At 64.7% G+C, this 20413-nt stretch carries 19 protein-coding genes; 11 read left to right on the forward strand and 8 right to left on the reverse strand.

Features of this window, described 5'->3' with window-relative positions; all coding sequences use genetic code 11:
* Positions 1-7: 7 nt before the first annotated feature.
* Positions 8-958, reverse strand: coding sequence for a cell division protein FtsX (locus tag C5L14_RS06430; protein ID WP_105861191.1), 951 nt, complete (start codon positions 956-958; stop codon positions 8-10).
* Entirely contained in the window at positions 949-1623 is a 675-nt protein-coding gene (ftsE, locus tag C5L14_RS06435) for a cell division ATP-binding protein FtsE (RefSeq protein WP_068299045.1), read from the reverse strand. The genes C5L14_RS06430 and ftsE overlap by 10 nt, the downstream gene beginning before the upstream one ends.
* A 260-nt stretch (positions 1624-1883) precedes the next feature.
* Here ftsE and hpt point away from each other — a divergent pair, with 260 nt between their 5' ends.
* The 3 genes from hpt (at position 1884) to C5L14_RS29930 (ending at position 3527) form a co-directional block, all read left to right on the forward strand.
* Positions 1884-2414 carry a hypoxanthine phosphoribosyltransferase gene (hpt, locus tag C5L14_RS06440; protein ID WP_105861192.1) on the forward strand — a complete coding sequence of 177 codons (531 nt, stop codon included), beginning with the start codon at positions 1884-1886 and terminating at the stop codon, positions 2412-2414.
* 166 nt (positions 2415-2580) lie between these two features.
* Positions 2581-3084, forward strand: coding sequence for a hypothetical protein (locus tag C5L14_RS06445; protein ID WP_105861193.1), 504 nt, complete (start codon positions 2581-2583; stop codon positions 3082-3084).
* 161 nt (positions 3085-3245) lie between these two features.
* On the forward strand, positions 3246-3527 hold the full coding sequence (locus C5L14_RS29930) for a hypothetical protein (RefSeq protein ID WP_146126852.1): 282 nt from the start codon (positions 3246-3248) through the stop codon (positions 3525-3527).
* A gap of 227 nt (positions 3528-3754) precedes the next feature.
* Here the strand turns inward: C5L14_RS29930 and C5L14_RS06450 are convergent, their stop codons facing one another.
* Positions 3755-5461: a formate--tetrahydrofolate ligase gene (locus C5L14_RS06450; protein ID WP_105861194.1), complete on the reverse strand. Its 1707-nt coding sequence runs from the start codon at positions 5459-5461 to the stop codon at positions 3755-3757.
* Positions 5462-5960: 499 nt separating this feature from the next.
* Between C5L14_RS06450 and C5L14_RS06455 the strand changes: the two genes are divergently transcribed.
* Positions 5961-7877 carry a potassium transporter Kup gene (locus C5L14_RS06455; protein WP_245196840.1) on the forward strand — a complete coding sequence of 639 codons (1917 nt, stop codon included), beginning with the start codon at positions 5961-5963 and terminating at the stop codon, positions 7875-7877.
* 92 nt (positions 7878-7969) lie between these two features.
* On the opposite strand, the gene C5L14_RS29935 is transcribed toward C5L14_RS06455, so the two are convergent.
* Complete coding sequence (locus C5L14_RS29935) at positions 7970-8203, reverse strand: hypothetical protein (protein ID WP_146126853.1); 234 nt, start codon at positions 8201-8203, stop codon at positions 7970-7972.
* Between the two features lie 157 nt (positions 8204-8360).
* On the opposite strand from C5L14_RS29935, the gene C5L14_RS06460 reads away from it, so the two are divergent.
* A complete protein-coding gene (locus C5L14_RS06460) occupies positions 8361-10277 on the forward strand; it encodes a potassium transporter Kup (RefSeq protein WP_105861196.1) in 1917 nt (638 codons plus the stop codon).
* 68 nt (positions 10278-10345) lie between these two features.
* Here the strand turns inward: C5L14_RS06460 and sugE are convergent, their stop codons facing one another.
* The 3 genes from sugE to C5L14_RS30805 all read right to left on the reverse strand — a co-directional run bounded on the left by sugE (position 10346) and on the right by C5L14_RS30805 (position 11962).
* Complete coding sequence (sugE, locus tag C5L14_RS06465; RefSeq protein ID WP_105861197.1) at positions 10346-10666, reverse strand: quaternary ammonium compound efflux SMR transporter SugE; 321 nt, start codon at positions 10664-10666, stop codon at positions 10346-10348.
* 172 nt (positions 10667-10838) lie between these two features.
* Positions 10839-11843: a patatin-like phospholipase family protein gene (locus C5L14_RS06470; RefSeq protein WP_105861198.1), complete on the reverse strand. Its 1005-nt coding sequence runs from the start codon at positions 11841-11843 to the stop codon at positions 10839-10841.
* Entirely contained in the window at positions 11840-11962 is a 123-nt protein-coding gene (locus tag C5L14_RS30805) for a hypothetical protein (RefSeq protein WP_281062561.1), read from the reverse strand. Before C5L14_RS30805 ends, C5L14_RS06470 begins: the two co-directional genes overlap by 4 nt.
* Before the next feature lie 434 nt (positions 11963-12396).
* On the opposite strand from C5L14_RS30805, the gene C5L14_RS06475 reads away from it, so the two are divergent.
* The 6 genes from C5L14_RS06475 (at position 12397) to C5L14_RS06500 (ending at position 19298) form a co-directional block, all read left to right on the forward strand.
* Positions 12397-13347, forward strand: coding sequence for a choline ABC transporter substrate-binding protein (locus C5L14_RS06475; protein WP_105861199.1), 951 nt, complete (start codon positions 12397-12399; stop codon positions 13345-13347).
* A gap of 234 nt (positions 13348-13581) precedes the next feature.
* On the forward strand, positions 13582-14412 hold the full coding sequence (gene choW, locus C5L14_RS06480; RefSeq protein WP_342588397.1) for a choline ABC transporter permease subunit: 831 nt from the start codon (positions 13582-13584) through the stop codon (positions 14410-14412).
* On the forward strand, positions 14412-15605 hold the full coding sequence (choV, locus tag C5L14_RS06485; RefSeq protein ID WP_105861201.1) for a choline ABC transporter ATP-binding protein: 1194 nt from the start codon (positions 14412-14414) through the stop codon (positions 15603-15605). The genes choW and choV overlap by 1 nt, the downstream gene beginning before the upstream one ends.
* 194 nt (positions 15606-15799) lie before the next feature.
* The gene (locus C5L14_RS06490) at positions 15800-17119 is read left to right on the forward strand and encodes a D-alanyl-D-alanine carboxypeptidase family protein (RefSeq protein ID WP_181161048.1); all 1320 of its coding nucleotides are present in this window, start codon (positions 15800-15802) and stop codon (positions 17117-17119) included.
* A 278-nt stretch (positions 17120-17397) separates the two neighbouring features.
* The gene (locus C5L14_RS06495; protein ID WP_105861203.1) at positions 17398-18288 is read left to right on the forward strand and encodes a DMT family transporter; all 891 of its coding nucleotides are present in this window, start codon (positions 17398-17400) and stop codon (positions 18286-18288) included.
* On the forward strand, positions 18285-19298 hold the full coding sequence (locus C5L14_RS06500) for a CobW family GTP-binding protein (protein WP_105861204.1): 1014 nt from the start codon (positions 18285-18287) through the stop codon (positions 19296-19298). The genes C5L14_RS06495 and C5L14_RS06500 overlap by 4 nt, the downstream gene beginning before the upstream one ends.
* 24 nt (positions 19299-19322) lie before the next feature.
* Here the strand turns inward: C5L14_RS06500 and C5L14_RS06505 are convergent, their stop codons facing one another.
* Positions 19323-20366: a LacI family DNA-binding transcriptional regulator gene (locus C5L14_RS06505; RefSeq protein ID WP_105861351.1), complete on the reverse strand. Its 1044-nt coding sequence runs from the start codon at positions 20364-20366 to the stop codon at positions 19323-19325.
* Between the last annotated feature and the right edge of the window lie 47 nt (positions 20367-20413).

A 20413-nucleotide genomic window follows, 5' to 3' on the forward strand; every position in this document is an offset into this window, starting at 1 on the left:
ATGACCCCTAAATGTGTCCCCGCAGCACGCGGTGAACCGTCATGCGCGATGTGACGCCGGTGATGATGGCAATGAGCACGACTGCCGCGGCGATGGCGGCATAGCCGCGCCAGTCCATGTTGAAGGAGCCGAACAGGGCTTCCATCTGGTCTCCCGCCGCGGTGGCGGTGAAACGGGAGGCGAGCATATGGGCGAAGAGGAAGGTCAGCGCCGCCGCACCGCCCCCGATGAGCCCGCCCTTGAGGCCGAGCCAGAGGAAATGGCGCTGGAATTCGTTGGCGATGAAGCTGTCATGGGCGCCGACGAAATGCAGCACCTCGACCACGTCCTTGTTGCCGGCCATGGCGCCGCGGGTGGCGAACACCACCGACAGCGCCGTTGCGACGACCATCAATACGAGGATGGCCAGGCCCGCCAGCACCATCGCCCGTGCCATCGCCGCCAGGCGTGCGATCCAGAAGCGGTGATCGTCGAGGCTGGCGCCGGCCACCGTCTCGGCCAGCGTCTTCTTCAGCGTGGCGAAGTCCGGCAGGCTGCCGGGCGTGATCTTCACCACGATGAGGCGCGGGATCGGCAGGTCGCCCATGTCGAGGCCCTCGCCGAGCCAGGGCACCAGCATGCGCTCGGTTTCCTCGCGCGAATAGACCTGCACGTCGCTGATCCCGTCGGTGGCGCGGGCGGCGACGACGGCCTTGCCGATCTCGGCCTCGATGTCGCGTCCCTCGACCGGGCGCACCTGGATGGTGACCTCGCGGGCGATCTGCGAGCCCCAGTCGGCGGCGGCGCCCGCGATCAGCAATACGCCGCCGGCCGTGAGGGCGACGAGGAAGGTCATGATCGCCACCACCGCCATCAGCGAGCGCCCGGCGATCGAGCCCGACGGCACGATCGGGGCGGCGGGGCGGATCAGCGTCTCGGCGCGCCGGCCGGCCGGCTGCGCTCTGTCGTTCACGACCATGACGCGGGCTCCTGGACCGTGACGTGGCCATCCTCGAGGCGCAGGCGGCGGGCGGGGAAGAGCTCCATCAGGCTTTCGTCATGGGTGGCGATCACCACCGAAGTGCCGGAGCGGTTGAGCTCGATGAACAGGCGCAGCAGGCGGCGGGCCAGAGCGGGATCGACATTGCCCGTCGGCTCGTCCGCCAGCAGCAATTCGGGGCGCACGATCAAGGCCCGCGCGATGGCGGCCCGCTGCTTCTCGCCGCCGGACAGCACGGGCGGCAGCACATGCATGCGCTCGCCGAGCCCGACCCAGTGCAGCAATTCGACCACTTCGGCCCGGTAGCGTGCCTCGTCCTGGCCCTGCACGCGCAGGGGCAGGGCGATGTTCTCATAGGTGGTGAGGTGATCGAGCAGGCGGAAATCCTGAAAGACGATGCCGATGCGCCGCCGTGTCTCGGCGAGGGCGTGCTTGGAAAGGGTCGACACTTCCTGGTCGAAGGTGTGGATGAGGCCGCGGGTCGGCTTGAGCGTGAGGAAGAGCAGGCGCAGCAGCGTGGTCTTGCCCGCGCCGGAAGGACCGGTGAGGAACTGAAAGGAATTGGCGGGCAGGTCGAAACTGACGTCGCGCAGCACTTCCGGGCCCATCCCGTAGCGCAATCCCACATTCTCGAACCGAACCAAGACAGAATCTCCCCAAGAAGCGGTCCCGACCACGGCCCAACCGCCTCGGCTGCACTGTGCCGGGAGGGCGTTAACGAGGTATTAACGTTAACGAAATCACAACGAATTTAACCTTCGGAAGATCCTTCTTCCCGTAGCCGTGGAGCAGGAGCTGCCCGGGTTGCGATCCGGCGCCTGTGGGCGGCCGGCGGGCGGGACTCCAACGCCATTGTCGCCGATGCCCTCCTGCGGCTATGGTGCCGGCAGAAATGAGGAGTTCGATGGCCACGTCGCGTAATATCAAAGTCCTGTTCGACGCCGAGACGATCGCCAAGCGCAATGCGTCGCTGGTGCAGGAGATCAAGGCCCGCAATCTCGAGAATCTGCTCGTGGTCGCGGTGCTGAAAGGTTCCTTCGTGTTCGCGGCCGACCTCCTGCGAGCCATGCATCAGGCGGGCATGGCACCCGAAGTGGAGTTCGTGCATCTGTCGAGCTATCGCGAGTCGACCGTCTCGTCCGGCACGGTGAACATCCTGCACGATGTCGAGAGCGACGTGCGCGGGCGCAACATCCTGCTGGTCGACGATATTCTGGAATCCGGGCGCACCTTGGCCTTCGCCAAGGATTTGCTCGCGGCGCGCGGCGCCAAGCAGGTGCTGAGCTGCGTGCTGCTCGACAAGCCGGGCAAGAGCGCCGTCAACATCAAGGCCGATTTCATCGGCTTCGAATGCCCCGACGTGTTCGTGGTCGGCTACGGCATGGACGTCGCCCATTCCTATCGGCAGCTGCCTTTCGTCGGTGTGGTCGAATAGAAAGCGCCTTGATCCTGCCGCGTCGCACGGGCAGGAGCGTTTTGCGTTGGCGGCATCGCCAGGAATCGCAAAGACGCGTCGAACCAAAGAGGCAGCGCAAAGCAGCGTTGCCGTCTAAACGCGCTTTGCTCTAGAAGCCGGCGGGATGGCAGGCCTCGGAGGAGATATGGCTGGTATACTGGGCGCTCACAGCGCCCGTTTCCTGTTTCGTGACGACAAGGGCAGCATCGACAGGCAGACCTGGTGGCGCGCCATGGCGGTGCTGGCCTTGATCCTTGGGGTGCTGGTGGCGGTGGTCTTCGGGCTCAATCACGTCCTGCCACGCAATCCCGCGGCGGCCGAGGCGCTGGTCGATGAAGTCGCCCGGGAACATACCCGGCTGATGACGGCGCCCTATTATCTGTCTCTGTTTGCGATCGACGTCATCTATCTGGTGATGGTGCTGGTCTCGGTCTGCATCTATTTCGTAGGCGCCAAGCGCTACAACGATCTGGGCCGGCCGGCGCAGCTGGCGCTCATCCTGCCCGCCGCCATCTATTTCCAGATCTTCTCTCCGATCCTCAGCGACCAGATATTGCCGGTCTATGGGCGCTGGATCGTCACCCTCGCCATGCTGGCCGTGCTCGTGTGGCAGGTGTATGAGCTTGGCGTCAGGAAGGGCCGGCTCTAACCTGTCCCCGGGCCGGTCTTCAGTCCAGCCATCTCTTGGCGGCTTAATGAGATTTGGAGGCTAGGTAACGTTACGTTAAGTTGATTGCTTGACCCGACCTGTTCACCTTGCATTCAGATCATACTGCTAGACATCGAGTATTGAAAACGAGGGAGGGAGCTATGAAACTATCCCTGAAGCTGTTTGTTGCAGCTGGCCTGGCCGCCGGAAGCATGATGGTTGCACCGCAGATTGCCTCGGCAATGCCGATGGCACCATCGGCGCAATCACAGGCCGACAACGGGCTCGTCCAGCAGATTCGCCGTTTGTGCCCCTATGGGATGCACCGCTCCCCCTATGGATGCGTGCCCGATCGCGGTTATCGGCGTGGGTGGCGCGGTGATGGCGGCTGGCGCTATCGCGAACGTCCCCGCCGGTATTATCGCGATTATCGTGAGTACTGAGGTGGGAACCACGCTGTGCCCGACGATCCGGGCACAGTCGGAAGCTTGAGCGTATGGATAGGTCCTGGCGCCTGCCTGGGCCAAAAACAAAACCCCACGGTTCACTGAACCGTGGGGTTTTTGCATGACTGACAGGGCGGCGGCACGGGAAGGCCCCGCGGCGTCCGGCGCTTTCATCTTCATTGCCCTGCCGGTCGCGCCAGGCGACCGGCAGGGCAGGCGATGGCTCAGAACAGGCCTTCGATCTGGCCCTTGGGATCGAGGCGGATGAATTCCGCCGAGGGCACGCGGGGCAGGCCCGGCATGGTCATGATCTCGCCGCAGACCACCACCAGGAAGCCGGCGCCGGCCGACAGCCGCACTTCGCGAATCGGCACGACATGGTCGACCGGCGCGCCGCGATGGTTCGGATCGGTCGAGAAGGAGTACTGGGTCTTGGCCACGCAGATCGGCAGATGACCGAAACCGGCGGCCTCGATGTCCCTGAACTGGTCGCGGACCTTCTGGTCGGCGATGATATCGGCGGCGCGATAGATCTCCTTGGCGATCAGCTTCATCTTGTCCCAGAGCGGCATCTCGTCCGGGTAGAGCGTGCGGAAGCCGCGGCCGTCGAGCGGATGCGGGGCCTCGGCCAGCGCGACCACGCGGCGGGCGAGTTCCTCGGTGCCCTTCGAACCCTCGGCCCAATGGCTGCACACCACCGCGTCGACCCCGAACTGCTCCTTGCAGACCTGGGCGATGAGCTCGTGCTCGGCCGGCGTGTCGGCAATGAAATGGTTGATGCCGACGATGGCCGAGACGCCGAACTTGCGCACGTTCTCGACATGGCGGCCGAGATTGGCCAGGCCCTTGCGCAGGGCTTCGAGGTTCTCCTTGCCGAGCTGATCCTTCGGCACGCCCCCATGCATCTTGAGGGCGCGCACCGTGGCGACGATCACCACGGCGGCCGGGGTGAGGCCGGCCTTGCGGCACTTGATGTCGAAGAACTTCTCGGCGCCGAGATCAGCGCCGAAGCCGGCTTCCGTCACCACATAATCGGCGAGCTTCAGGCCGGCCTTGGTGGCGGCGACCGAGTTGCAGCCATGGGCGATGTTGGCGAAGGGGCCGCCATGCACGAAGGCGGGGTTGCCTTCCAGCGTCTGCACCAGATTGGGCTTCAGGGCATCCTTGAGCAGCACCGTCATGGCGCTGGAGGCCTTGATGTCGGCGGCGGTAATCGCCTTCTTGTCACGGGTGTAGCCGATGATCATCTTGCCAAGCCGTTCCTCGAGGTCGGCGAGGTCCTTGGCAAGGCAGAACACGGCCATGACTTCGGAGGCGACGGTGATGTCGAAGCCGTCTTCGCGCGGGAATCCGTTGGAGACGCCGCCGAGCGAAGAGTTGATGGCGCGCAGCGAGCGGTCGTTCATGTCGAGCACGCGGCGCCAGGTGACCCGGCGGGTGTCGATGCCGAGCGCATTGCCCCAGTAGATGTGGTTGTCGATCATCGCCGACAACAGATTATGTGCCGAGGTGATGGCATGGAAGTCGCCGGTGAAATGCAGGTTGATCTGCTCCATCGGCACGATCTGGGCATAACCGCCGCCGGCCGCGCCGCCCTTGACGCCGAAGCAGGGGCCGAGCGAGGGCTCGCGCAGGCAGATCATCGTTTTCTTGCCGATGGCGGCGAGGCCGTCGCCGAGTCCAACGGTGGTGGTGGTCTTGCCTTCGCCGGCCGGGGTCGGGTTGATGGCGGTGACCAGGATCAGCTTGCCGTCGGGGCGATCCTGCAGGCCGGGAATCTTGTCGAGATCGATCTTGGCGATATGTTTGCCATAGGGCTCGAAGGCCTCGTCGGGAATGCCGGCTTTTTCGGCAATCGCGTCGATGCGCTGCATCTTGGCTTGACGCGCGATTTCGATGTCGCTCAGTGGCTTTTTCGGATCTTGGGCCATGTGGTTCCCTCTGGGGCGGTTGTTCTGCTCAGTTGAGACATATTTTCACGGAAATGAAAATAACTTTCTTAGCAGTAGATGCGTGGAATGCGGCGATTACGGAAAAATTAAGAGAGAAACTGTTCCGAATACGACGCAGCGTCGCGTGAAAGATAGATAGCCGATTGCAATCGAGTCGGCTTGTCCGAAACCGTCACAGGGTGTGTCGCCTTTGCGATGATGCACACGTCTTGAATGTGGGCTATGCATGTTTCGGGGGCCGATTGGCTGGGGAGTTGTTGGTCAAAAAGGGTGCTGGCCTCTATGCCCATCCGGCAGAAGAGTGTAAGAGGCCCCACCCCGAGGGCAGGAAACCCTGGGTTCGACCGGCGTGCCGTCACTTGCCGTTCGGTCACCGATGCGACCGGCGGCGCCTCGAGCCGCATTTTGGAGAGCGAAGATCGCTGCTTGCGATCGACCCATCGAAACAATCCCAACAGGTCAGAACGGAGTTGCCCGCATGGGGCTCGCGAACGCCGTCGAGAATGGCGAAGACACCACGGAACACAAGCATAGCGGCGGGTTCGCGGCGTTGACGCTCGGCTCCATCGGCGTCGTCTATGGCGATATCGGCACCAGCCCGCTCTATGCCTTCCGCGAGGCCGCCCATGCCGCCACCGAAGGCGGCAAGAACGTTACTCCCACCGCCGTGCTCGGTGTGATCTCCCTGATTTTGTGGGCCTTGATCATCATCGTCACGCTCAAATATGTGCTGCTGCTGCTCCGAGCCGACAACAAGGGCGAGGGCGGCACCCTGACCCTGATGGCGCTGGCCCAGCGGGCGCTGGGGCGCACCGGGGCACCCATCGTGCTGCTCGGCATCGTCGGTGCCTCGATGTTCTACGGCGACGCCATGATCACCCCGGCTGTCTCCGTGCTGTCGGCCGTGGAAGGCCTCAAGCTGGTGGCGCCCGGCTTCGACGTCTTCGTCGTGCCGCTGACGCTGGTGATCATCATCGCGCTCTTTCTGGTGCAGAGTCATGGCACCGCGCGGGTCGGTGCCTTTTTCGGCCCCATCATGGCGATCTGGTTCACGCTCGTCGGCGTGATCGGCTTCGTCAATTTCCTGCAGCATCCCGGCATCATCGCCGCGATCAATCCCTGGTATGCCGCCGAATTCCTGCTCACCCATGGCCATATCGGCTTTGTCACGCTGGGTGCTGTGTTCCTGGCCGTCACCGGCGGCGAAGCGCTCTATGCCGATCTCGGCCACTTCGGCCGCAAGCCTATCCAGACCGCCTGGCTCGGCCTGGTGCTGCCGGCCCTGACCCTCAACTATCTCGGCCAGGGCGCCCTGGTGCTCAACGATTTCAGTGCCCTGGAGAATCCGTTCTATCGCCTGGTGCCCGCCTCGCCGCTGTTCCTGGTGCCGATGGTGATCATGGCTACCAGCGCCACCATCATCGCCAGCCAGGCGGTGATTACCGGCACCTTCTCGCTGACGCGCCAGGCCGTTCAGCTCGGCCTGGTGCCGCGCATGCGCATTTCCCACACCTCGGAGCACCAGTCCGGCCAGATCTTCATCGCCCAGGTCAATGGCATGCTGCTCGCCGGCGTGGTGCTGTTGGTGCTGGTGTTCGAGAGTTCCTCGCGCCTGGCCTCGGCCTATGGCATCGCCGTGACCACCACGATGGTGGTGGATGCCATCCTTGCCTTCGTGGTGATCTGGCGGGTCTGGCTGTGGAAGCCCTGGGCCGCGGCGGCGATCATCGTGCCCTTCCTCATCATCGATTCGATCTTCCTCGGTGCCAACCTGCTCAAGCTGTTCGATGGCGCCTGGCTGCCGATCCTGATCGCCCTTGGCCTGATCACGCTGATGGTCACCTGGCGGCGCGGCACCCGGCTGGTGCTGGAGAAGTCCCGGCGCACCGAAGTGCCGCTGATGACCATCGTCAAGAGCCTGGAAAAGGGCTCGGTCGCCCGCGTGCCGGGCACGGCGATCTTCCTGACCAGCGATCCCGACTACGCCCCCACCGCCATGCTGCACAGCCTCAAGCACTACAAGGCGCTGCATGAGAAGGTGGCGATCCTCACCATCGAAACCACGGACGATCCGATCGTGCCGGGCGGCGGCCGGGTCTCGATCGAGGAGATCTCCGCCTCCTTCACCAAGATGAAGGTGCAGTTCGGCTATATGGAGAGCCCGAACGTGCCCAAGGCCTTGGCGCTGTGCCGCAAGGCCGGCTGGTCCTTCGACATCATGTCGACCTCCTTCTTCCTGTCGCGCCGGCACCTGCGCGGCGGGGCGCAGCCGACCATGTGGCGCTGGCAGCGCCGCCTCTACATGATCCTCGCCCGCAATGCCGACGATGCCAGCGACTATTTCTCCATTCCCTCCAACCGGGTGGTGGAGATCGGCACGCAGGTCCTGATCTGATCGAGGATGCGCAAACTGGTGTGCCGATCGCCAGATCGGCATGTTGGGAACAGCCCGTCTTCAGGAGAGGGTGCTGATCTGAAGAGCCGTCCTCAATAGTCATAAACGGAGCCGAGAAAGCTGAGTTTTGTCATGCCCGGGCTGGCGCCGGCCATTGAGATTGCGCTGCTCGTCGACATTGCAGCCCTGGATTGCCGGGAGGAAGGCCGGGAATGACAAAAGTCGAGTTTTGCCAACTTCTCGATCAGGCGCTGAAGATCCGCGCGCCGGTCTCGCGTCCAGGCCCGCTTCGCCGGCGGCGCATGTTGTCTGGACTTGCGATCCACCGTCCCAGATCCTGCCCCCCTTTGCCGTGAAATCGGAAAGGTGTAAGAGAGCGGGCTTGCTGCGCTGCACAAACAGAGGACGGGCTTGCCTGGCGACCGCAGCCGCGCTTTTCATCTTCGCCTTGCCCGACTCCTACATCATCCAACGGAGGCCCGTATGGGGCTTACGCATAGCGCCGACACCGGCGAGGAAATCAGCGGCCATGGCGGTGGCTTCTGGGCGCTGACGCTCGGCTCCATCGGCGTCGTCTACGGCGATATCGGAACCAGCCCGCTCTATGCCTTCCGCGAGGCGCTGCATGCGGCGACCGAGGGCGGCAGGCTGATGAGCCAGGAAGCGGTGCTCGGCGTGATCTCGCTGATCCTGTGGGCGCTCATCGTCATCGTGACGCTGAAATATGTGCTGCTGCTGCTCCGGGCCGACAATAAGGGCGAAGGCGGCACCCTGACTTTGATGGCCCTGGCCCAGCGTGCCCTCGGGCGTTCCGGCACGACCCTCCTGGTGCTCGGCACCATCGGGGCGGCCATGTTCTATGGCGACGCCATCCTCACGCCCGCCGTGTCGGTGCTTTCGGCGGTGGAGGGCATGAAACTGGTGACGCCGGCCTTCGATCCCTTCGTCGTGCCGATCACTGTGGCGATCATCGTGGCGCTCTTCGCCGTCCAGAGCCACGGCACGGCCCGGGTCGGCGCCTTCTTCGGGCCGGTCATGGCGCTGTGGTTCGTGGTGATGGGCCTGTCGGGCCTGTGGCACATCAAGGATGCACCCGTGGTTCTCGCGGCCTTCAATCCCTGGCACGCGGTCGAGTTCATGCTCAGCCATGGCCATATCGGCTTCGTGGCGCTCGGCGCTGTTTTCCTGGCGGTCACCGGGGCGGAGGCGCTCTATGCCGATCTCGGCCATTTCGGTCGCAAGCCGATCCAGATGGCCTGGATGACGCTGGTGCTGCCTTCGCTGGCGCTGAACTATCTCGGCCAGGGCGCGCTGGTGCTGAACAATCCTGCGCCCGAGATCCTCGACAACCCCTTCTACATGCTGGTGCCGCAGAACCCGCTCTTTCTGGTGCCGATGGTGGTCTTGGCGACGATCGCCACCATCATCGCCAGCCAGGCGGTGATCACCGGCGCCTATTCCTTGACGCGCCAGGCCATCCAGCTCGGCCTCCTGCCGCGCATGAAGGTGGCCCATACGTCCGAGCACCAGTCAGGGCAGATCTATATCGCCCAGGTCAACGGCATTCTGCTGGTCGGCGTGCTCATCCTGGTGCTGGCCTTCGAGAGCTCCTCGCGCCTGGCTTCGGCCTATGGCATCGCCGTGACCACCACCATGGTGGTGACGGCGATGATGGCCTTCCTGGTGATCTGGAAGGTCTGGCGCTGGTCGGCTTTGGCAGCGGGGCTCGTCATTGTGCCGTTCCTGCTGATCGATCTCGTCTTTCTCTCGGCCAACCTGCTCAAGGTGCATGATGGCGGCTGGGTGCCGCTGATGATTGCGGCGGCCCTGATGATCCTGATGATCACCTGGCGGCGCGGCACGCGCCTGGTGCTGGAGAAGACGCGGCGCACCGAGGTGCCGCTGATGACCATCGTCAAGAGCCTGGAAAAGGGCTCGGTCGCCCGCGTGCCGGGCACGGCGATCTTCCTCACCAGCGATCCCGACTACACCCCCACCGCGCTGCTGCACAGCCTCAAGCACTACAAGGCCCTGCATGAGAAGGTGGCGATCCTCACCATCCAGACCGTGGAAGAGCCGGTGGTCGCGGGAGGCGGGCGCATCACGCTCGAAGAGGTCTCTGCCTCCTTCACCAAGATGCGGGTGCAGTTCGGCTATATGGAAAGCCCGAACGTGCCCAAGGCGCTGGCGCTCAGCCGCCGGGCCGGCTGGTCCTTCGACATCATGGACACCTCTTTCTTCCTGTCGCGGCGCCACCTGCGTGGCGGGGCGCAGCCGACCATGTGGCGCTGGCAGCGCCGGCTCTACATGATCCTCGCGCGCAATGCCGACGACGCCAGCGACTATTTCTCCATCCCCTCCAACCGGGTGGTGGAGATCGGCACGCAGGTGTTGATCTGAGGGAAACGGAGCGCGGGGCATCGCGACATGCTCGCATGTCGCCGGGAAGTCCGCGCTCCGGGAAGACGTCAGGCCGGTGTCGACAGCTTCATCATGGCCAGCCCGGAAATGATCAGGGCGGCGGCGACGATGCGCATGGCGTTGGCCTGTTCGCCGAGCACCAGCACACCGACGATGAAGGCTCCGACAGCGCCGATCCCGGTCCAGATCGTATAGGCGGTGCCGAGCGGGAGGCTGCGCATCGAGATCGAGAGCAGGCCGAAGCTGATGGCCATGGTGACGAAGGTGATCACGGTCGGCACCAGCTTCGAAAAGCCTTCCGACTGCTTCATGTAGAAGGCCCACACCACTTCGAAGATGCCGGCGATAACAAGATAGATCCAGGCCATCAGGCCCTCCTCTCAAAAGGGCCGGGCCGTCCCGGACATCAAACCCATCATGGGGGGAGGGCGTGGCCTCCTCGATCGCGGCATGAAAGCCGCGAACGGAGGGCATTGTGCCGGACTCCGTCCCGAAATCAAGGGCTGGCCCGGCATTGCGACGCTCCCTGGACGTGTCCTCTCACCGCAGCATGGCTTCGATGTCGAGCGTGGCCGTCGTGCCGATCGCGTCGAAGTGCCGGGCGAGGAAGATCTTCGCCGCCCTGCGGCCCTGGTCGCGCAGGAAGGTGAGGAACTCCCATTCGGTGTTGAGCTTGGAGGTGGCGTCCAGCCCTTCCTTCTGGCCCAGCGCGATGCGATGCAGGCGGATGTCGCCGAAACGGTCGGCGCCCCGGGCGCGGCGCTGCATCATGGCGAGAGCCCGCAATTCGCCGAGGAGGGAGGCGTTGAAGGTGATCTCGTTGAGGCGGTTGGCGATGCCGCCGGCCGTCTGCGGCACCTCCCGCACCAGCACCGGGTTGATCTGCACCAGAATGGTGTCGTCGGGCGTGCGGTCGTCGAGCAGCGGGAACAAGGCCGGGTTGCCGAGATAGCCGCCGTCCCAATAGGCCTGCCCCCCGATCTCGACGGCCTGGAAGATCTGGGGCAGGCAGGCCGAAGCCATCACCACGTCAGCGTTCAGTTCGGCATTCTCGAAGATGCGGATATGGCCGCTGCGCACATTGGTGGCGGAGACGAACAGCCTGATCGCCTCGCTCGCCCTGAGCTTGTCGAAACAGATCAGCTCGGCGATGAAATCGCGCAGCGGATTGAGATTGAGCGGATTGGTGTCATAGGGGCTGAACAGCCGGCTCCAGTTCTCGAACAGGGCCATGCCGGGCGAGTCTCCCAGCGACCAGCCGGCCATGAAGCGCTCCAGAAGCGGGCGGCGCAGCGGCGACAGCCGGCCCTTGCGGCTGATCTCGCGCCAGAAGGTCTCGAGCTGCCGGCGGGCGCCAGGTGCCCCGCCCTCGAGATAACCCTCGGCGAAGACCACGGCATTCATGGCGCCGGCGCTGGTGCCGGTGATCGCCTTGACGTCGAGGCGGCCGTCCTCCAGCAGCGCGTCGAGCACGCCCCAGGTGAAGGCGCCATGAGCACCGCCGCCCTGAAGCGCCAAACTGACGGGTTTGGGCGCGGTGCTCATGCGGCGATCCGACCGCCATCTGTCGACGGATGGGCGTGTGCGCGTGCCGGGGCGCGAACGATGCTGAACTCGCCCCCCGGCGCCGAACCGGTGATGACGGCCGCCTTGGCCTTGAGCATGCTGGGATCCTCTGGAAAAGCCTTAGGTGATTTGCTCAGTCTTGCGCAGGAAAAAACATAAATCACTTGAATATTGCATCGCGTTGCAGATCGGAAAATTGACGCTGGTGTGACATAGAGCGTCGCCTGCACGCATCCAGTCTCGGCTGGATCCGGGTTTAATTGATTATATGTTCAATCAATAGAGTGCCCATGCGACAACGCCTTGAGAACGGTGCAAGCCGATCTGGGCGCGACTGGGCCGCTTTGTGCCGTCGGCGTCATCCAGCGCCGTAAATTCACGGGACAAGCACTGTCTTTCGTGCTGAATTGCCATAGGGGAAAGGGCTCCGTGGCAAGAGTTCGGTCCCATCTGGGGCCGAGAGGGGTTAACAAAGACAAGACGAACTGGGCTGCCCCAGATTCGGCCTTCGGTGTTTTCCGGGAGAAATGAAATGACGGGTATTGGTAGAATGATTGCAGGCGCCGTCCTGGCCATCGGCCTCGGCACGGGCGCCGCATTGGCAGGCGATGCGGAAGCCTGCAAGACGGTCAAGTTCTCCGATGTGGGCTGGACCGACATCACCGCGACGACGGCGATCGCATCCCGCATTCTGGAAGGCCTCGGCTACACGCCCAAGACCACCGTGCTCACCGTGCCCGTCACCTACGCTTCGATGAAGAGCAAGGACATCGACGTGTTCCTCGGCAATTGGCAGCCGAGCATGGAGAACGACCGCAAGGCCTATATCGCCGACAAATCGGTGGTCGAAGTCGCCGCCAATCTGCCCGAAGGGGCAAAATATACGCTGGCCGTGCCGCAGGCGACCTATGACAAGGGCCTGAAGGATTTCGGTGACATCGCCAAGTTCAAGGATTCGCTCCAGGGCAAGATCTACGGCATCGAGCCCGGCAATGACGGCAACCGCCTGGTGCAGAGCCTGATCGACGGCAACAAGAATGGCCTGAAGGACTTCCAGCTCGTCGAATCCTCCGAGCAGGGCATGCTTGCTCAGGTGCAGGGCGCCATCGCTCGCGGCGAGGACATCGTCTTCCTGGGCTGGGCGCCCCATCCGATGAACGTCAATTTCAAGCTCCAGTACCTGACGGGCGGTGACGACACCTTCGGCCCGAATTTCGGTGCCGCCAAGGTCTACACCAACGAGCGTGCGGGCTGGAGCGAGGAATGCCCCAATGCGGGCAAGTTCATCGCGAACCTGAAATTCAATGTCGATCTCGAGAACCAGGTCATGCAGATGATCACCGGTGACGGGATGGAAGGCCCGGCGGCAGCCGAAAAATATCTCAAGGCCAATCCGGCCGTGCTCGATGCCTGGCTTGCCGGCGTCACCACCTTCGATGGCCAGCCCGGCCTCGATGCCGTGAAGAAGAGCCTCGGCCTCTGAGATCGGCCGCTCCTTAAAACGCGACGTGAGGGCCGGCAGGCATGGCCTGCCGGCATTGGAGTGCGGTTTTGCCAAATCGCAACATCAGGCCGGCGCAAGATCGGTGCTCGAAAATTACAATTAACCGGGGGTCGGCAATGATGACGCTTGCGGGCGGCACCGATCCGTCGCGGCCCCGGCCGTGGCGGGCCGGATCGCCTGCGGCATAGCGCGGGGGAAGTAATGTTCGATTGGGTGACGGATACGAAGCTGCCATTCGGCAAGGTCATGCAGCTCGTCATCGAGTTCCTGCAGAAATACTGCACGACGTGGCTGTTCGATCCGCTTCGCATCGGAATCGAAAAGACGGTCGGCGGCACGTCCTGGCTGCTGACCTATCCCCCGCCCATCGTCATCATCGTTCTCGTCGTCGCCTTCGGCTGGTGGCGGCACCGCTCCTGGGGCCTGTGCCTCTTCATCTTTCTCGGCTGCCTGTTCATCTGGAACCAGGGCTATTGGTCCAACACCATGAAGACCGTCTCTCTGGTGTTCTGGTCGGCGGCCGTGGCCATGGCGATCGGCATTCCGCTCGGCGTGATGGCGGCGCACCGGCCCAAGCTCTATGCCGTGCTCCATCCCATCCTCGACATGATGCAGACCCTGCCCACCCTGGTCTACCTCATCCCCATGGTGGCCCTGTTCCGTCTCGGCGCGGCCCCCGGCCTGATCGCGACCCTGATCTTCGCCCTGCCGGCACCCGTGCGCCTCACCTATCTCGGCATCAACTCCACCCCGACGGCGCTCAAGGAAGCGGGTGAATCCTTCGGCTCCACCAAGAGCCAGCTCCTGTGGAAGGTGGAATTGCCGCACGCCATGCCCACCATCATGGCCGGCGTCACCCAATGCATCATGCTCAGCCTGTCGATGGTGGTGATCGCCGGCATGGTCGGCGCCGAGGGCCTCGGCGTCGACGTGGTGCGCGCCATGGGCCAGTTCAACATTCCGCGCGGCTTCGAAGCGGGCGCCTGCATCGTGATCCTGGCGATCGTGCTCGATCGTCTGTGCCGTACGAAGGGAGCACACTGATGAGCATCGCCGTCGATTTCAAGAATGTCGACATCATCTTCGGCTCCCGCCAGGCCGAGGCCATCAAGCTGCTCGACGCCGGTTCGACCCGGGCCGAGATCCTGGAGAAGACCGGCTCGGTGCTGGGCTGCGCCAATGGCAACCTCACCGTGCAGGAAGGCGAGATCAGCGTGCTGATGGGCCTGTCCGGCTCCGGTAAATCGACCCTGATGCGCGCCGTCAACGGCCTCAACAAGGTCACGCGCGGCCAGGTCCTGGTGAAGGCCGGCGAAAAGATGGTCGATGTGGTCAGCTGCAACGAGCAGACCCTGCGCCATGTCCGCCAGCACTCCGTCGCCATGGTGTTCCAGCAGTTCGGCCTGCTGCCCTGGCGCACCGTGGCCGAGAACGTCGGCTTCGGCCTGGAACTGGCCGGCGTGCCCGAAGCCGAGCGCAAGGCCAAGGTCGACAAGCAATTGGAGCTGGTCCACCTCAAGCAATGGGAGAAGAAATTCGCCCATGAGCTGTCGGGCGGCATGCAGCAGCGCGTTGGCCTCGCCCGCGCCTTCGCCACCGAGGCGCCGATCCTCTTGATGGACGAGCCCTTCTCGGCGCTCGACCCCCTGATCCGCACCAAGCTACAGGACGAGTTGCTGCAGTTGCAGAAGGAACTGAAGAAGACCATCATCTTCGTCAGCCACGATCTCGAGGAAGCTCTCAAGATCGGCAACACCATCACCATTCTGGAGAGCGGCCGCATCGTGCAGTCGGGCCGGCCGGAGGATATCGTGTTGCGCCCGGCCAACGATTACGTGCAGGAATTCATCGCCAATGTGAACCCGCTCAGCGTGCTTACCGCCTGGCATGTGATGCGCGATGCCCGCGATCTCGAAAGGGAAGGCGACGGCTGGATCTGGCTCGATGGCCGCAAGACCACCCGTTTCAAGGTCGGTGCCGACGGTCAGGTGCAGGCGGCCGAGCGCGACGGCATCCGCGGCGCATGGGTGCATTGTTCCGAATGCGAAAAGCCGGTGCAGGAGGATGAGCGCCCCTGCTATTGGGCCAGCCCCGGCACGTCCCTCAAGACGGTGATGCTGGCCATGCACAAGGCCGATACCGCGCCGGTCGCGCTGTTCGATGAGCAGAACCGTTTCGTCGGCGCGATCGAAGTCAAGGACGTGCTGCAGGCCGTGTTGAGGCGCCAGGACGCCTGATATCCAGGACGTCTGCCATTCCCGGGAGCGCGGATTTCCGATCCGCTCTTCCTTTTCCGTCCGCATTGATCCGTTAAGGCTTTGCCGCGATACTGGCCGTTCTGCCAATGCATGCGTGTCAAGTCACCAGGTGGTCATTAAAATGCCCCCCTTCCGGTGAATGTGTGCCGCCGCTGAAGCCGAAAGAGGAACGGATGGGTATTTCGAATCGGGCAATCACCGCCACGCTCGTGGCGGGCTTGGCCTTTGGATCCGCCGCCGGCGTTGCGCGCGCCAGCAATCCCACCATCGTCGTCGATGCGGCCAGCGGCAGGGTGCTGCAGCAGCAGGATGCGACCCGGCCCTGGTATCCGGCCTCTCTCACCAAGCTGATGACGGCCTATACCGTGTTCAAGGCCATCCAGGCGGGACGCGTCGATCTGGGCACGCCGATCGTGATTTCACCGCTCGCCGCCAGGCAGGCGCCCTCCAAGATGGGCTATCCTGTCGGCACGATGGTCACGATCGACGACGCCCTCAAAATGCTGGTGGTGCATTCGGCCAATGATATCGCCGTGGCCCTGGCCGAGGGGGTATCGGGTTCGGTGGATGCCTTCGCCGCCGAGATGAACGCCAATTCGCGGGCGCTGGGCATGGCCCAGAGCCAGTGGGTCAATCCCAACGGACTGCCTGATCCGCGCCAGATCACCTCGGCGCGCGACATGGCGGTGATGGCCGACGCCATCATCACGCAATTCCCGCAATATGCCTCGCTGTTCCAGATCCAGACCATCCAGTCGGGCAGCCGGATCATGCGCACCCACAATGCCCTGGTCTATCGCTACCCCGGCGCCGACGGCATGAAGACGGGCTTCATCTGCGCGGCCGGCTTCAACGTGGTGGCGACGGCCACCCGCAACGGCCGCAAGCTGATCACGGTGATCATGGGCGCGCCGACGCCGAAGGACCGTACCAACCAGGCTGTTGCGCTGTTCGAGGCCAACTACACCAATAGCGGTGGCGGCTTCTTCAGCAAGGCGCCGCTCGCCACCCAGCTTCCGGCCTCGGCCTATCCTGGCCCGACCGATATCCGCGACATCGCTTGTTCGCGCAAGAAGGGAGGTTCGGGTGCGGCGGAAAGTGCCGACACCGCCGAGGTGCTCCCCGGCAGCCCGGCCGCGCCCGCCCCGGAGCCCAGCCCGCTGCTGGCAAGCTGGGTGACGGCGCCGCCCATTGCGGTCGGCCCCTATCTCGGGCCGCGGCGCCCGATCTACAGCCTGCCCAACACGCCGATTCTCGCCGATCTGCCGCCCAAGCCGGCGAAGGGGCCGGCGAGCAAGCTCGCCGCCAAGAGGGGCGTGACGGCCACCGGCTATGCCGATCCGGGCAAGCCCCTGGCGGTGCCCGATCAGCTCACCGACCCCAAGCTCAACAAAGGGCGCAAGAACCTGAAGAAGGCCGCCGACAGCAAGGCGAAGACGCCTCCCAAAACTCCTGCCAAGCCGCCCAAGCGCAAGGTGCACCACGAGGGATAGGGCCGAGGCTCCCAAGCTCCAACGTTACGAAGGCGGGCGCCGCGTTGGAGGGTCGATCTCCGGATCGACTGGCTCGGAGACGCTATTCTTGCGGAGAAAGATGTCGATCTGAAGATCGACACTCCATTGGATCGATCCCGCCCTTGATTTCGGGCAGGTCCGCCTCGTGGCGTTTTGCGATTGGGCGGTAGAGCAAATAAGCGTTCACGCTTGAACGCGCTTTGCTCTAGAGGTTGACCCGGCCTCGCATTGGCGGGGTCCCTGCCGGACCGCCCGCAATGTCGAACAATGCCATCCTGACCGGCCTGAGCCTCGGGCTCCTCGCGGCGCTCTGCTATGGCGCCAACGTGCCCTATGCCAAGCTTGCCGCCGAGGCCGGCGCGAGCGGGCCGACAGTGGTGTTCTACCGGGCCTTTCTGCTCGTGGCGCTGCTCGGCGGCCTGGGCCTTGCCCAAGGCGGCACGCTGGCCGTCGCCCGGCCCTGGCGCCTGCCGGTGTTAGGCCTGGGCATCGCCACCAGCTTCGTCGGCCTGTGCTACATTTCCTCGGTTGCCTTCATCCCGGTGGGGATCGCCACCATCCTCTATTATATCTACCCGCTGCTGATTTTGGTGGCCAGCCCGCTGGTGGATGGTGAAAGGCTGACTCCGGCGCGGCTCGCCATCTTTGCGCTCGCTTTCGTCGGTCTCGTCATCGCGCTGGGCGCCGATTTCGGCGCGCTGGATTGGCGGGGCCTGGCATTGGCTCTAATGGCGGCGTCCGCCGCCGCGCTTCAGTTCTTCTGCGCCGCGCGGGCAACCCGCGGCGTCCATCCCGCGATCGCCGGGTTCTGGACGCAGCTGATCCTGATTCCGGTCGCGCTCGCGGCCTGCCTCGCCACCGGCAGGCTCGCCTCGCCGGCCGTGCTGCTCGCAGCGGCGGTGCCGGTCGGCCTGCATATCGGCCTGTTCGTCCTGGCCTTTGTGTGCCATTTGACGGCAGCCCGGCTGACGCCCCCGGCAGCGCTGGGTTTGGTGTTCTGCGCCGAGCCCGTCGCTTCGATCCTGCTGGCGACACAGGTGCTCGACGAGCATCTGACGCCCCGGCAGGTCAGCGGCGGCACGCTGGTGCTCATCGCCGTGGTGGCGTCGGTGCTGATGGAAAGTCGCAGAAAGGCCGTATCGGCATGATCTCGCCCCGCATTCCCGCTTTCGTGCTCACGGGCTTTCTCGGAGCCGGCAAGACGACGCTGCTCAATCGCCTCCTGAAGGATCCCGCCTTGGCCGACACGGCCGTGGTGATCAACGAATATGGCGAGGCCGGGCTCGACCATCTGCTGGTCGAAAAATCGGGTGACGGCGTGGTCCTGCTGTCCTCAGGCTGTCTGTGCTGCAGCCTGCGCGGCGATCTCTTGGATACGCTGGCCGATCTCGCGGCGCGCCGGGCATCGGGCGACCTGCCACCCTTTGCCCGCGTGGTGATCGAGACCACGGGGCTCGCCTATCCCACGCCCGTGCTGCAGACCCTGATGGCGCCGCAACTGGCGGGTGCGGGCTATGTTCTCGCCGGGGTCATCGCAGTCGCCGATGCCCTGCGAGGCGAGGCGCTGCTCGACCAGCATGCCGAGGCCATCGCCCAGCTTGCGGTGGCTGACCGCATCCTGGTCAGCAAGACCGATCTCGCCGGCGACAGCGCGGCCTTCATGGCAAGGCTGCGGGCCCTCAACCCGCGCGCTGCCATCGGCCCCATGCCGGATGCCGGCGCTGCAGCATTGCTCGAGGAGCCTGACTTTCCGAGCGCGGGGGCTGCCGTCGCGGCGCGGCCCTTCTTTTCGGCCCATGACGCTGCGATCGCTTCCTTCACGCTGGAAACGGACAAGGTCCTGACGCCCGGGCGCTTCGTCACCTTTATCGACGAGTTGCGCGAGCGTTTCGGCGAAGGCCTGCTGCGCTTCAAGGCACTGGTGAGGCTCGCCGACGAGCCCGGACGTCCGGTGGTCCTGCATGGGGTCCAACATTGGTTCGCACCGCCGGAACGCCTCGATGCCTGGCCGGGCCCCGACCGGCGCACCCGTATCGTGATGATCGGCCGTGATCTCGACCGGCGGGCTATCGAGGACCTGTTCGCGGCCTTCTGCGACGAGCCGCGCCTGGACGCTCCCGATCGCGCGGCCCTGACCGACAATCCCCTGGCGTTCTGAACACGGGAGGAGAGGCCATATACGTCAACCGTCCTGTTGCGACAGGTCGGGCGCCCGCACGGTGCCGCGCCAGATCAGCGGCGCGTCGAGGCAGGTCCGCGTGCCGATCCGATCGCCGGAGCGGCCGCCGGCGCTGCCGTCCCGCACCAGTACGGCGACCTTGTCGGCGATACGGTCGATGGGCTGGGCGAAGGTGGTGAGGTCATAGGCCCGCCAGCCGGCCTGCTCGATATCGTCGAAGCCGATGACGCACAGATCTTCCGGCACGCGCAGGCCGAACTCCTTGCGGGCGGCGTCGACGAAGCCGCAAGCCATCAGGTCGTTGATGCAGAAGGCGGCGTCGGGCGTGACCTGCCGGGTGAACAAGGCGCGCGCCGCTTCGGCGCCCGTTTCGTAGGTGGTGCGGCCCTGGCGCCAATGGATCGGCTCGAAGCCGGCCTGGCGGGCTGCTTGGAGAAAGGCCTGCTCGCGTTCGGCGAGGCTGGGCGTGCCGGCCTGCGAGGTGACGCAGGCGAGCCGCCGGCACCCGGCCCGCTCGAAGGCCAGCACGGCCTGCCGGGCGGCGTCCCGGTTGGCGACCGTGATGGTGTGGGCCTCGTCGAAATCCTGGTCGCGATTGATCAGGATCAGCTCCTGGCCATGGTCGAGGCAGGTGCGGGCGATGGCCCGGTCTGGCGTGCCCGAGAGCACCACCGTGGCATCGGCCCGGTAGTTGAGGGTCTGGCGCACCGCGCCGGCCACGGCTTCGGGCGAGCCGGAGGAATTGATCACCATGGCGACCTTGCCCGCCTGCTGCAGCCGCCCGATCAGGTTCCGGGCCAGGCGTGACTGGAAAGGCGTGTCGACGTCGGAGACGATCAAGCAGACGATGCCGCTTTGCTGGCGCATCAGGCCGCGGGCGAGATGGTTGACGTGGTAGCCCAGATTCTGGGCCGCCTCCATCACGCGTTTGCGCGTCTCTTCGGAAACGCTGGCCCCTGGCGTGAAGGCGCGGGACACGGCGGAACGGGAAACGCCGGCCAGTCTGGCGACTTCCTCGGCGCTGACGAAGGAGCGGGCTGGTTTCATGACGGGAGCCGGTCGAACATTGACCGGAGGTTGCACGCCCTTGCAGT

Source organism: Labrys okinawensis (assembly GCF_002982075.1).
GTDB lineage: Bacteria > Pseudomonadota > Alphaproteobacteria > Rhizobiales > Labraceae > Labrys > Labrys okinawensis_A.

Bases quoted from the DNA above. Each gene is read 5' to 3' on its own strand.
- C5L14_RS06430 (WP_105861191.1), bottom strand. From the start codon at position 958: ATGGTCGTGAACGACAGAGCGCAGCCGGCCGGCCGGCGCGCCGAGACG.
- hpt (WP_105861192.1), top strand. From the start codon at position 1,884: ATGGCCACGTCGCGTAATATCAAAGTCCTGTTCGACGCCGAGACGATC.
- C5L14_RS06445 (WP_105861193.1), top strand. From the start codon at position 2,581: ATGGCTGGTATACTGGGCGCTCACAGCGCCCGTTTCCTGTTTCGTGAC.
- C5L14_RS29930 (WP_146126852.1), top strand. From the start codon at position 3,246: ATGAAACTATCCCTGAAGCTGTTTGTTGCAGCTGGCCTGGCCGCCGGA.
- C5L14_RS06450 (WP_105861194.1), bottom strand. From the start codon at position 5,461: ATGGCCCAAGATCCGAAAAAGCCACTGAGCGACATCGAAATCGCGCGT.
- C5L14_RS06455 (WP_245196840.1), top strand. From the start codon at position 5,961: ATGGGGCTCGCGAACGCCGTCGAGAATGGCGAAGACACCACGGAACAC.
- C5L14_RS06460 (WP_105861196.1), top strand. From the start codon at position 8,361: ATGGGGCTTACGCATAGCGCCGACACCGGCGAGGAAATCAGCGGCCAT.
- sugE (WP_105861197.1), bottom strand. From the start codon at position 10,666: ATGGCCTGGATCTATCTTGTTATCGCCGGCATCTTCGAAGTGGTGTGG.
- C5L14_RS06470 (WP_105861198.1), bottom strand. From the start codon at position 11,843: ATGAGCACCGCGCCCAAACCCGTCAGTTTGGCGCTTCAGGGCGGCGGT.
- C5L14_RS30805 (WP_281062561.1), bottom strand. From the start codon at position 11,962: ATGCTCAAGGCCAAGGCGGCCGTCATCACCGGTTCGGCGCCGGGGGGC.
- C5L14_RS06475 (WP_105861199.1), top strand. From the start codon at position 12,397: ATGACGGGTATTGGTAGAATGATTGCAGGCGCCGTCCTGGCCATCGGC.
- choV (WP_105861201.1), top strand. From the start codon at position 14,412: ATGAGCATCGCCGTCGATTTCAAGAATGTCGACATCATCTTCGGCTCC.
- C5L14_RS06490 (WP_181161048.1), top strand. From the start codon at position 15,800: ATGGGTATTTCGAATCGGGCAATCACCGCCACGCTCGTGGCGGGCTTG.
- C5L14_RS06495 (WP_105861203.1), top strand. From the start codon at position 17,398: ATGTCGAACAATGCCATCCTGACCGGCCTGAGCCTCGGGCTCCTCGCG.
- C5L14_RS06500 (WP_105861204.1), top strand. From the start codon at position 18,285: ATGATCTCGCCCCGCATTCCCGCTTTCGTGCTCACGGGCTTTCTCGGA.
- C5L14_RS06505 (WP_105861351.1), bottom strand. From the start codon at position 20,366: ATGAAACCAGCCCGCTCCTTCGTCAGCGCCGAGGAAGTCGCCAGACTG.